Source organism: Hymenobacter sp. R533113 (genome assembly GCF_056835965.1).
The window spans coordinates 336,237-348,247 of record NZ_JAKWBD010000016.1; the positions used below are offsets into that span (position 1 = coordinate 336,237).

The 12,011-nt window shown below is 60.3% G+C and carries 6 protein-coding genes and 1 pseudogene; 1 reads left to right on the forward strand and 6 read right to left on the reverse strand.

What is annotated here, in order from left to right:
• Nucleotides 1-124: 124 nt before the first annotated feature.
• Nucleotides 125-1,243 carry a mandelate racemase/muconate lactonizing enzyme family protein gene (locus MKZ35_RS23290; RefSeq protein WP_482515593.1) on the reverse strand — a complete coding sequence of 373 codons (1,119 nt, stop codon included), beginning with the start codon at nt 1,241-1,243 and terminating at the stop codon, nt 125-127.
• 470 nt (nt 1,244-1,713) lie between these two features.
• Between MKZ35_RS23290 and MKZ35_RS23295 the strand changes: the two genes are divergently transcribed.
• Nucleotides 1,714-2,190: a hypothetical protein gene (locus MKZ35_RS23295; RefSeq protein ID WP_482515594.1), complete on the forward strand. Its 477-nt coding sequence runs from the start codon at nt 1,714-1,716 to the stop codon at nt 2,188-2,190.
• Between the two features lie 373 nt (nt 2,191-2,563).
• On the opposite strand, the gene MKZ35_RS23300 is transcribed toward MKZ35_RS23295, so the two are convergent.
• The 5 genes and pseudogenes from MKZ35_RS23300 to MKZ35_RS23320 all read right to left on the reverse strand — a co-directional run.
• Nucleotides 2,564-6,208 carry a choice-of-anchor D domain-containing protein gene (locus tag MKZ35_RS23300; RefSeq protein WP_482515595.1) on the reverse strand — a complete coding sequence of 1,215 codons (3,645 nt, stop codon included), beginning with the start codon at nt 6,206-6,208 and terminating at the stop codon, nt 2,564-2,566.
• A 134-nt stretch (nt 6,209-6,342) separates the two neighbouring features.
• Entirely contained in the window at nt 6,343-8,532 is a 2,190-nt protein-coding gene (locus MKZ35_RS23305; RefSeq protein ID WP_482515596.1) for an alpha-galactosidase, read from the reverse strand.
• Between the two features lie 45 nt (nt 8,533-8,577).
• Nucleotides 8,578-9,924, reverse strand: a complete 1,347-nt coding sequence (locus tag MKZ35_RS23310; RefSeq protein ID WP_482515597.1) for an MGH1-like glycoside hydrolase domain-containing protein — start codon at nt 9,922-9,924, stop codon at nt 8,578-8,580.
• 80 nt (nt 9,925-10,004) lie between these two features.
• A complete protein-coding gene (locus tag MKZ35_RS23315; protein ID WP_482515598.1) occupies nt 10,005-10,712 on the reverse strand; it encodes a sialate O-acetylesterase in 708 nt (235 codons plus the stop codon).
• Between the two features lie 703 nt (nt 10,713-11,415).
• Nucleotides 11,416-12,003, reverse strand: a pseudogene (locus tag MKZ35_RS23320) (sialate O-acetylesterase); the annotation flags it as partial.
• Nucleotides 12,004-12,011: the final 8 nt, after the last annotated feature.

The following is a 12,011-nucleotide window of genomic DNA, read 5'->3' on the forward strand; positions in this document are numbered from 1 at the left end:
TTTCGCTGAGTCGCAAAAAGCGTAGTAGCCAAGAAGCCGGAGCTGCTGGCCGCCTACACAACGCGACCCAATAGGCGTTAGTATTCAGGCTTTACGATTCTGTTTAGCTGCGCTCTTAAGTCCGTCAGTCAATAACCCACTTTTCCGCGTTTCTTAAATACTGATCATCAATCACCGCGCCCAAACCCGGCACGTCGGGCACCTCAATCACGCCCTGCGCCAGGTAGCGAATCCCGCCCACGACTGGGTCCTCGGCATACATCAAGGGCGTATCAAAATCACAATGGCGGATGGCGTCGCTGGTAAGGGCCAGGTGCGCGGCAGCCGTCATGCCCAGGCGCGACTCCATAAAGCCCCCGACTTGCAGCGTCAGGCCGGCGGCCGCGCCCAGATCGACGATCTTTTTAGCCCTATGCAGTCCCGACGCTTTACCCAGCTTGATGTTGAACTGCGGGCAGGCGCGCAACTGAATCAGGCGTGCCGCGTCGTGCTCATCGCCGCAGCTTTCGTCGGCCATAATAGGAATAGGCGACGCCGCCGACACCCTGGCAAGGTCCATAAACAGGTGACGGGCAATGGGCTCTTCGCAATGAGAAATACGGTAGGGAGCCAGGGCGTGCAAGACGGCGATGGCCGCGTCAGCCGTCTGCCAGCCCTGATTAGCGTCGATGCTTAGCGGGTGGTCGGGCCCGATGCCTTCCCGGATGGCCCGGATGCGCGCCACATCGGCTTCCAGGCTCTCCCCCAGCTTTACTTTGATAGACGGAAAACCCTGCTGCTGAAACCGGATGGCGTCGGCCCGCATCTTCTGGGGCGGCCTAAGGCTTACGGTCATGTCGGTGGTGAGAACTTTATCGGATTTGCCCCCCAGGAAAGCGTAGATCGGCACGCCGGCCTGTTGGGCAGCAATATCGTGCAGGGCCATATCAAACGCGCTTTTGATGCTGCTATTGGCGTAAATGATGCGGTTCATAGTAGCCAGACACCCGGCAACATCAAGGGCATCGTGTCCGTGCAGGCCGTGCGCCAGGTACTGGGCCACGGCAAAGCAAGTATCTATGCTCTCCCCGTTGATGGTCATGTAGGGGCTGCATTCGCCGTAGCCCGTGCAGCCATCGGCCGTCCGCAGGCGGACAACTACATTCTGCACCTCATTAATAGGCCCCAGGGAAATAACAAATGGCTCCTTTAGCGGCAGGAAGAGCTTGAAGATCTCAATGGACCGAATAGTCGTTTTTAGCATGAGGCAAAGTAATCAGCCGGCCGTTATTCCCCGCGCTATTGTGCCAATCCACTAGGGTTTTGTCAGAAAACCGCTTCCTGTACTCACGCACCTGCTGACAAGCCTGTTGTGTTGGGATGCGGTAGGCTTATCGGCAGCTTAGTGACAGCTCCTTAGTCGGGCCGGCTCCGTAGAACAAGTGCAGAAACTAGCAGAAACTGGCTCGGACCACTGACCACCTGAAGGTGCTCGGCTCCCGTCATTGCTTCAATGGTATTGCCGCTAGTATCCAGCACCTACTAAAAGGTTCATATGGCTTTGTGGGCACCTATTTTATCAAAGCCTTATAGAATAGAGAGGGCCGTACCAACTCTAAGAGAATAAAATTCATAAAAAGCGATATATATTTCTCAAATAAGTAAATTATCGCATCATTCTTGCTATAACTATAATTTTCTTGATTCATTTTTCACTTTACCAGTTTTTTTTACATGTTTCTTTCTGTAGTTACACGCTTATTTACCTTATTCTTAGCGCTTACCATCTTTAGCTGCTCATCGAAAGAGAAGGAAGAAGTGGTTCCGGTTAACAAGAGCCTTATAGGTCGGTGGGACATCCTGGAGGCGTCAGTAACATACTACGGACCCGATGGCAGCTATCTTCGGACGCAGGACTTATCAGTTGGTGGAGAAAAGTATTATATATTCTCAGCTGATGGCAGGATAGAGCCCTACACGAAGGATAAGCCATCGCAGACTGGCTCCTATAGCAACACCAAGAACAGCTTGTCTCTAACTTTTAGCTACGGCACCTTTCAGTACACTATTCCTCCCACCATTAGCAACACGGAGCTAACGCTGATTGGAGATACCCGCAACGTCACTACAGTGCCAGAGAATAGACGCAACAGAGTGGTATTAGTGCACCTGAAAAAGCACAATTCACCTGAGTCTCTGGGCCCACAATAGTCAGGGCAACTAGACTTAAGCTTTCGAGACGCTCTTTTCGGTACTGCTTCGCCGCGGCGCCTGTAGTATACCAGAATTGCCCCCCAGTAAATCAAAAAGCCCGTTTCTGAAACAGAAACGGACTTTTTGTATAGAACATGAAGGTGTAGCTATGATTGGCCCGATAAATCGAGCTTCTAGCATTCCTCCTTATGTCTGAGTCATTGTTTTATTAATTGAGAAGCACCACCTGCTATCCCGTTGCCGGACTGTTACTTAGGTGGCTCAGCATATTTGGAAACTCAGCAAGGTCATGACGTTTTCCTGGGCAGTGTTGAGGCGCAAATAATCTTTCATACCCTGAAAGAGGGCAGCCAGCCGGGTGGGGCCGAGTTTACCGCTCTATCAGAATGGATTGGGTTTTGCTGAACTCCGTCGTCGTCGTGCGCAGGATGTACGTCCCGGCGGGAATCACTTGCACGTCGAAATCGAAGGCATTCAGGCCCTGCTTGGCGGCGGCCCGCTTCGAGGAAACTACCCGCCCGTAATGATCCATGATCTGCACCACGATTTCGCCCTGGCCCTGGGCCGGAACCGTCAGATGCAAGGAAGTGCTGGCTGGCACTGGATACACCTGAATGCTCAGGGCGGCTGGGTTGTCAGCCGGCTTGGCGGGGGCTGCTTGGCTGCTGTTTGCCGTCGGGCTGGTCCGGGCTAGCGCCGGAGCGCCATACGTGTCGTTGGTAATGACCAAGTTATCAATGCTGGGACTGAGACCGGCATTTCCGCTGCCGCTGAGTCGAACGGTGTTATTACCCGCCCGCAGGTAAGCCGCGACCGACACCGTAGCCCACTTGTTCCAGCCACCCGTCTTACTGAAATGAACCGGGGCACTTACCACCGTGCCATTGACCGTTAAGACTAAGTTGTTCGCCTTGATAGGGGAGGCATACCGGAAGGTCAGGGTGCTCACCCCCGCGCCGGAAACGTTTGGGGTCCACTCCAGGTACTCGCTGCGCTTGTTGATTTTCGTAACGTAGCCCGTGCCGGTGTAGCCCGGAAAGAGACATACCACCCAGCCGCCGCTCACGGCCGCTTCCTCTGCTTCCAGGAACAGGGGGAACGTATGCCTGATCGTTACCCGGCCGTCTACCGGAGTAAAGCGGTAATTGGCGGCAGCCAGGGCACTGGTGGAAACGCTTATTACCGGTGTTTCCGTGGCCGGCGTGGCTGGGGTGTACGTGCTGCTTACTTCGGGGCTGCCGGTAATAACTGCCGCTGTCTCGCCGCCGACGAAACCGGTGATAGTGTACGTGTAGGCCGGGGCCGGGTCGCCATACGTAACGGTCTCATCCTGCGCTTTTACCAGCAGCTCTTTGGGGTTCACCTGAAAGGTTTGCCGTACCGGCGCGGCCGCGTTATAGCCAGCGCTGCCGGCCTGGGTGGCTTCCACCACTAACTCCCCTACCCCGGTGTACGTCAGCAGATTTTCTTGACTAATGCCCCCCGGACCACTGATGAGCGTGTAGGTCACCGGCAGGCCCGAAGTAGCTGTGGCCGCCAGCGAACGGGGGGCGTCGCCGTAGGTGATGGCCGGGGAATCGGCAAAGTCGATTGTCTGGTCGGCTTTGACGCCGGTGGCGGAGAAGGTGAAATTGTAGGGGTTCTTGTTCACGGCCGGGTCGGTGTTGGCAATCACCAGGGTGCCCTGGAAAGTACCGCTGCCTGGGGCCGCAAACTCCACCTCAAACGTCACCTTGCCGCCCGCCTCAATGGTCGGCGCGGGCACATTAGTGGCTAAGGAAAATCCTTGCCCCGTTACATTTATCTTTTGCGCATACAGCAGGTTCAGGGTACGAGTACCAGTATTCTCGATACTGAACGTGACCTTTTTCGGGCTGCCGAAAGCCACCGTACCAAAATTGAAGTTACTAGTCGTGTTGGTGGGGGTGTTGTCGGCAATGACGGTTGCGCCTTGCTTGACCACCATGATGGGCGTCGGCGTCGAGGTAATGGTTACATCATCGATGTACACCGGCGTCGTGAAACGACCCAGCATGAACTTGAGCAGGGTGGTTTCATCAGTCGTGGTGGGCGTAAACGCAAAGCTGTAATTGGTGGCAGTAGCGGTGAATCGAGTGGCAAAAAACGACCGGTACGTGGTAAAAGGTGCTTTATTGGACTGCACGATCAAGTCCAGCGCCCCCAGGGGAGCGGGCGGCGGCGTCACCGTACTGGCCCGGAAGCGGATGGTGTAGGTTTTGCCCGCTTCCACCGGCATGGCGTGAATCAGCTGCACGTCAAAAGTGCCGCCCCCGGGGATGGGCGTAATTGTGGCTTCCAGGGCATTACCGGTGTAGCCGGTCCGGGGTACGGCCGCAATTGAAATAATAGCCGGTGCGGTGGCCGAGACGCGCCACCCCTGGGTGTCCGTGTCAAACGTGGAGTTCATGCTCAGCAGGCCAAAGCCGGTCGCGTCTATGGTCAGCGTTTGGCTGACCTCGGGCGCCGCCGCGTAGGTCGCGTCACCGCCTTGGGTGGCCGTAATCGTGGCGGTGCCCCCGCTCACAATCTGAATCTTTCCATCGATAATGGTGGCCACGCTGTTGTCGGAACTGCGGTAGGTCACGGGCAAGCCCGACGTGGCCGTAGCCTGCGGATCATAGTCGGGGCCGCCCACTTTCAGCGCGGGCAAAGCGGCAAAAGTGATGGTTTGGGCCTGGTTGCCCGATTGGAACTCGTAGGCGCCGCGCTCCGGCTTGCTGCCCTGGGGGCGGGCAAGCCCGGTGATATCCTGGGCGCTGAATAAGCCGGGGGCCGCGCTGCCCGTATTCAGGGCCGGACTGGGGGCCCGAAGCCGAAAATCGGCACTGCCATCCAACCCCAGCTTCACAAAATTAGGGTCGGCCACCACGTCGTTGGTTCCCTGCCGGAAGTAGGGGCCATTGTAATAGACGTTGAAATCGTAGATGACGCCGGTGCCGGCGTCGTTGCCGTTGCAGTTGCCGCCGGTGCGGGCGTACATGATGTTGTTGTAAATTTTCACGTCGGTGCAGGACTGCCCATCAATCTCCGGGTAGCCCACCACCTTGCCGTTGTTGTAGGCCGTGTTATTAATGATGTCGATGCGCGCGGCATTGAAGGCGTGTATGCCGCCCCCGCCGTTGTTGTAGCTCACGTTGTTCTCCACCAGCGTCCGGCCCGTGTACACGGGCGTGCCCTGAGCGCCGGTGTTCACGTCCAGAATAATGCCGTTGCCGTCGGAAATGGCATCCTGAGCCGGGTTGGACCGGCGCCACTTCACCTGCGTAAAGTTGTTGTAAACCGTGTTGCCCCGGACGATCATCTTGTAGGTCGTCACGTTATCAATCGGTTTCGGCCCCAAAATACTGATGCCGCTGGTGGCATACATGGTGTACCAGGAGTTGTTATACACTATGTTGTTTTCAATGGTCACGTAATCAGAGCCCCCAACCCCAATACCGCCGCCCGGAAAATCGTGGACTTTGCAGTTGCGGATGATGATGTGGTGCGAGTTGACACTCTTGCCCACGGCCATGGCGTTGGTATTGAACCGAGCATTGAAAACCGCCGGCGTTGCGCGGGATTGCAGGTAGGATGCCTGCGCATCGGCTAAGGTGAGATTGGCGTTGTTGCCGGCAAACTCCAAGCCGTCCAAAATCACGTACGAGCCATCGATAACGGCCGTATCCCAAGAATCGCCGGTTGACGTAAGGATGGGGTTATGCCCGGAGTAAGGGGTGAAAGTGATGTAGGCACTGGGTGTGCCGGAGCGGGTGAATTCCAACACTGCCCCGCGGGTGGTTCGGCTGTAGGTGCCATTCATAATAAATACGGTGCCCCCAGCCTCTACCCGGTCGGCGGCTTTCTGGATAGTGGCCACGGCGGTGCCGGGCGTGAGCCCATCGTTGGCATCCGAGCCTGTTAGGGCCGAAACGTAATAGTTTTGGGCGTGGGCGCTGGAAAACGCGCAGCACAGCAGCAACCATAAGAGCAGTTGGGAGAACTTGTTTTTCATAGGAAGTAGGGTTAAAAGGTGAACGATGAACGGAAGTATTCCAAAGGCTTGGTGCCGCCCCAGCGGCATCAGGCCGTGAAACCGAAAAACTCGGCACCCCGACCGGGCGCCGTGCTTGCCGCCGCTGGGGGGCATTATTCTGCCGTCAGCTCCAGCACGTGGCTGGTTAGTTGCTTGGCCTCCGGGTCGCTGAGCAGCACGCCCACCTTCATCAGGTAGTCGCCGGAGTAGGTTTGGCCGTGGGCGGGCAGCTCGGCTTTCTGGCCGGGCATGAGATTGACTTCCGCCACGCGGTAGCGTTTGGCAGGGTCCAGGCCTTGCAGCTTCACGGGCAGCACCGCTTCGTGGAAGCGGGTGTGCAGGTTGTAGCCGAAGGCCACGGCGTGGCGGCGGGCTTCGTCCACGTACATCAGGGCCACCTGATTGCCCTCGTAGGGCGAGCGGAGCCGAAACAGGTCGCCCTGCCAGATGGTGGGACTCAGGCGCTTGTAATCCTGCACGGCTTGCTGGCTGAAGGCCAGCTCATCGGGCGTCAGTTTGCTTACGTCGAGGTCGTAGCCGAGCTTGCCCATCATGGCCACGTCGGTGCGGAACTTGAGGGTGTGCTGGCGGTTCCAGTTGGTGACGTGGCTGGCCAGGGTGTTGGCGGGAAAGAAGTTGAGAAAGCCCCACTGAATGAACACCCGCTCGAAGGCGTCGGTGTTGTCGGAGGCCCAGAAATCGTTGAAGTACTTCAGCCCGCCGTAGTCGGCGCGGGCACCGCCGCCCGCACACAGCATCATGGGCACGTGCGGGTACTTAGCGCGCATCCGGTCCAGGACCTTGTATAAGCCGCGCACGTAGTCGATGTAGAGGTGCGACTGGTCGCGGCCCAGGTACTGCGAGTAGGCGTTGGTCATCATGCGGTTGCAGTCCCATTTGAGGGAAGCCACGCCCTGGGCCAGCTGCTCGTCCACCACGTTGAACACGAAATCCTGCACCTTGGGGTTGGTCAAATCCAGCACCAGTTGGTTGCGGCTCAGGTCTTCGGGGCGGTTGGGGACTTTGAGAATCCAGTCGGGGTGCTTTTCGGCCAGCTCGCTCTTCGGGTTCACCATTTCGGGCTCCACCCAGAGGCCAAACTTGATGCCTTCTTTGCTGGCCGTTTGTACCAAATGGCCGATGCCGTGGGGCAGCTTGGCTTTGTCGGGCTGCCAGTCGCCGAGGCCCGCTTTTTCGTCGTTGCGCGGGTATTTGTTGCCAAACCAGCCATCATCGAGCAAAAACAAATCGACGCCCAGCCGGGCCGCGTCGCCCATCAGCGAATCGAGCCGGCTTTCGGTGAAGGAGGTGAAGGTGGTTTCCCAGTTGTTGAGCACCGTCAGGCGCGGCTGGGTGCCGTCGAGCACGCCGTAGCGCCGGGCCCAGCGGTGCAGGTTGCGCGAAGCCGGGCCCTTGCCGGCGGCGCTGTAGGTGAAGATAAATTCGGGGGTGGTGAAGGGCTGATTGGCGGGCAGCGTATATTCCGAGGCGTAAGGGTTGATACCGGCCGACACGCGCAAGTCATTCAGGTTGTCCAGCTCAAACGCCAGCCGGAAGCTGCCCGTCCAGGCCAGGGAGCCAGCCAGGACTTCGCCGCTGGTTTCGGTGGCGGGCCGGTCGAGGGCCACGAAGAACGACGGCGTGTGGTACCAGCCGGCGCGGGTGCCCCCCAGCTTGGAATCCACGACTTTAAGGCCGCTGGTGAGCTGGCTTTCCGCCTCCTTGGCCTCCGAAGCCCAATCGCCGTGCAGCTGCGTGAGCCAGTAGTGCGGGGCATGCAGGCGCAGCATGGCCGAGGCATAGTTGCTGAGCACCACCGGCTTTTTCTCGCGGTGGCGAATTTCCACCCAGGTTTTAATAACGTCCTCCTTGTAATACGCGGCGAAATGCAGCCGCACGTCTACGGGGTAGGCCGGGTCGCGCAGGTGCACGATGGTCGTGGTGAGGTCGTCGCCGGTTTTGCTCGTTGCTACGCCGGCAAACACCAGAGCCAGCGAGGGGTTGCCGTCGGCGTGCACCATGCGGATGGCCGGCTCGAAGAGGTTGTCGGTGCCGGCGGGCACGTAGGCCTCGTTGGGCGCGGGCATGTAGGCATCGAAGGGACCAGGCCGGGGCAGCAGCTGGCGGTCGGCGGCCGTTAATTTGCCCCCCAGGTAGGTCTGGTAGAGCTTCTGGTTGGCACCCACCGTCAGCACCAAGCTTACGTGCTCGGTTTCGATGGCAATGGGCGGCGGCGTTTGCGCCAGGGCGGGCAAAACCCCGGCGAACAGGAGCAACAAGCAGTAGAGGTAGCGGAGCATCATAAGAAATAAGGAAACTGATCGACTGGTGACGGCTTGAGAAAGGTGCTAGGCCTTCACCTGGATAAACTCCCGCCAGATGGCGATGGGCACAATGGCCGTCCAGCCGCAGAAATCGGGCTTGGCGGGGTTGCCGTAGCTGGCAAACTCCGGCGCGTAGTTTTCCCAAAACGTGCCGCTGTGCTCGAATACCTCGGCCACCGCCCCGTAGAAGCGTTGGGCCAGAATCTGCGCCAGCTCGGACTTGCCGGCCTGTTGCAGGCCGCGCAGCACCATGTAGGTGGTGGGCGCCCACACGCCCCCGAGCCAATAGTCGCCGTAAGCCTTGTACTCGGGCTCGTCGGCGGCCAGGGAGGGAACGGGCACCGGGCGGCCAAATTTCTTAGGGTCGGTGAGGTGGGCAATGAATTTGTCGAGCCGGTTGGCGGGCACGCAATCGGCCAGCAGGGCCCAGTACATGCCCACGTGGTAGCGCCGGATGGGCTGGCCGTAGCCTAGGTCGAAGTAAAAGCCGTCGGCCTCGCTCCAGCAGTGCTCGTTGAGCGCCTGCTTGAGGGCCGCGTGCGCCTGCTCGTAGGCCGGCACGTCAGCGGCATGGTTGGTGAGCTGGGCTATCCGTTTCAGGTTTTGGGCAAAAAGCGCCATCTGGGCCGAAAAATCCACCAATCGGCCCTGGGTGTTCCAGCTGGCGTTGGTGCCCCGGTACTGGAATATTTTGGGGTAAAGATTCTTGACGGGCAGGCCCTTGCCGTCGTCCTGCCAGCCCGGCGGGTAGCGCGGGATGTTGTCCATGCCCATGCCCAGGGTATCGCCGAAGTACAGGCCGTCGTCGCCGCGGTAGGTGCGCTGTAAAAACTCGAAGTGGCTTTTCAGATGCGGGTACACCCGGCGCAGGCGCTCCACGTTGGGTTGCTGGCTCTGGAGTTCCAGCTCGGCAAAGGCCAGCAGCGGCGGATTGATGCTCACCGGGTGGTGCTTTTCCCAAAAGGGCTGGCCGTTTTCCAAGTACTCGCGGCCGATGTAGCCGTCGGCGTCCTGCACCCGGTAGAAGTTGTCGAGGGCCTGAGCAATGGGTAGCTCCTGCTGGTGGTACTTGGCATAGCAGGTCATAAAGCAGGTGTCCCAGTAAAAAATGTTGGGCGAAAACGCCTCGTCCAGGTAGGGCTCTTTGAAAAACGGCTCCTTCTCGCCGCCTCGAATTTTGGTTTTGGCAATGTTCAGCGCTTTGTCGTACATGCGCTTGGCCAGCTCGGGTGAAACGGCCACGGCGCCGGGCGCGGCGGCGGCGGCTGGGCCGGTGGCAACGTGTGCCGCGGAGCAGGCAGCCAGCGGGGCCAACGCCGCCGAGAGGCCGGCCGCGCTGACGTTTTTCAGGAAGGAACGACGGAGCTGCATATTGGCAAAGAATTCAGAGAGCGTGGGAATTCAGAAAAGTTGAGCGGGAAACGGCCCCTTGGGCGAGGTGGCAGCCGGCCTTATTTCACCCCGACGGTGATGCCCGGCCAGGTATCGGTGCGGAAGGGCCCGGCGGGCAGGCCTTCCTTGTTGTAGAGGTTGCCGTTGGGGTTGTTGGCCCAGTCGTAGCGCACGGCTACCGGGGCTTTTACCTCGTCGCTTTGCACCACCACCTCGTTGCCGACCAGTTGCGCCGTGGCCCAGTGAAACTTCTGGTCGGCCCCGGCCACGGCGAAGCCTTGCAGCACCGCCCCGTTTTTGGCAACCAGCCCGCCGCCAACGTGCCCGAACTTCAACCGGATAGTGCTGCCCTGCGCGGCCATGCGCTGGAAGGTGGGGCCGCTGTACACCAGCGCTTTCTCGCCATACACCTCATGGCGGGCGGCCAGGGCTAGCCGGCGGCCCACTTCCTGCTTGTTATGGGGGTGAATGTCGTCGGCCTCGCCGATGTCGATGGTCGTGGCCATGCCCGTGCGGGGCAAGGTCAGCGCCCGGGCCTGCGCTTCGCGCAGTTCGGCCCAGGTGGAGGGACCCGGCTGCAGCGCGGCCGCCTGGAAGTTGGCCAGCTGTACGAACAGGAAGGGCAGCTCGGGCGCGCCCCAGTGCTGGCGCCAGTCGGTAATCAGGGCCGGAAACAGGGTGCGATACTGGTCGGCCCGGCCGGTGTTGTTTTCGCCCTGATACCAGATAATGCCTTTGAGCGCGTAGGGAATCAGCGGGGCCACCATGCCGTTGAACAGCACCGTGGGCGTATTCTGGAGGTCCGCCGGGGAAAGGCGAAACCGGCCAGTCTTTGGGGTCGAGGCCGACCTGGTAGTGCCAGGTCCCCGCCAGCGGCACGGTGAGGCCCGCGCCCGTCAGGCTCAGCGCGGCAGGCGCGCCCGAGATGCCGCCGTTGCTGCCCAGGTCCACGGCGCGCACGATGACCACGTTGCGGCCGGCCCGCACCAGCGCGGCGGGCACGGGGTAGCAGCGCTCCTTGTTGTAGCCCTCGGTGCTGCCCACTTTCACACCGTTGAACCAGGTGCTGTCGGTGTCGTTTACCGTACCCAGCGACAGGGTGAGCGGCTGGCCGGCGGCCGTGGCCGGCAGGTCGATTTCCTTGCGAAACCACACCACGCCATCGTAGTTTTTCAGGGCCGGGACGGTTTCCCAGTAGCCGGGCAGGCTTATCTCGGGCCAGGCGCGGGCGTCAAAGTCGGCCGCCGACCAGGGCTTGCCACCGGGCGGGTACCCTTTATCGAACTTCTGGGAGTTGAGCGCGGCCCGCTGGCGCTGGCGGAAAGCCTGGTCGTCATCGGTGAGGCGGGTGGTGCGCCGGGCGACGTCGGCCGCGCGGGCTTGGAAATCGGGCAGCGTGCGCAGGCCCTCGGCGCTGGTCCAGGCCTCGGCCGAAGTGCCGCCCCAGCTGCTGCAAATCAGGCCGATGGGTACCTGGTAGCGCTGCACTAAATCGCGCCCAAAAAAGTACCCCACTGCCGAAAAGCCCGCCACCGTAGCCGGGCTGCACACTAGCCAGCCTTTGGTCGTCACGTCGGGTTCGGGGTGGTAGGCCATCACCTGGGCCACGGTGAGACAGCGCAGCTTAGGGAAGTTGGCGGCGGCAATTTCCTGGTCGGCATTGGCCACCGGCTGGAAGTAGCCGGCAGGGCCGGCTTTCACCTGCATCTCCATGTTGGACTGCCCGGCGGCCAGCCACACGTCGCCCACCAGCACGTCTTCCAGCGTCAGGGTGTTTTGGCCCTTGATGGTTAATACGTAGGGGCCGCCGGCCGGGGTAGCCGGCAGGGTTGCCTGCCAACGCCCGGCCGCATCGGGCGCCGATGCGGCGTAGGTTTTGTTTTGAAAGGTGATGCTGACTTTTTCGCCCGGCGCGGCCCAGCCCCAGATGGACAGGGGCTTGTCGCGCTGCAACACCATGTGGCTACCCACCAGGGCGGGCAGGCGCACGGTGGCATTGGCAGCCGAACTGATGAGGCTCAGGCAGGACAGCAGCGGCAGGAGTTTTTGGCGAAGCATGGGGTAAG

Bases quoted from the DNA above. Each gene is read 5' to 3' on its own strand.
- MKZ35_RS23290 (WP_482515593.1), bottom strand. From the start codon at position 1,243: ATGCTAAAAACGACTATTCGGTCCATTGAGATCTTCAAGCTCTTCCTG.
- MKZ35_RS23295 (WP_482515594.1), top strand. From the start codon at position 1,714: ATGTTTCTTTCTGTAGTTACACGCTTATTTACCTTATTCTTAGCGCTT.
- MKZ35_RS23300 (WP_482515595.1), bottom strand. From the start codon at position 6,208: ATGAAAAACAAGTTCTCCCAACTGCTCTTATGGTTGCTGCTGTGCTGC.
- MKZ35_RS23305 (WP_482515596.1), bottom strand. From the start codon at position 8,532: ATGATGCTCCGCTACCTCTACTGCTTGTTGCTCCTGTTCGCCGGGGTT.
- MKZ35_RS23310 (WP_482515597.1), bottom strand. From the start codon at position 9,924: ATGCAGCTCCGTCGTTCCTTCCTGAAAAACGTCAGCGCGGCCGGCCTC.
- MKZ35_RS23315 (WP_482515598.1), bottom strand. From the start codon at position 10,712: ATGGTGGCCCCGCTGATTCCCTACGCGCTCAAAGGCATTATCTGGTAT.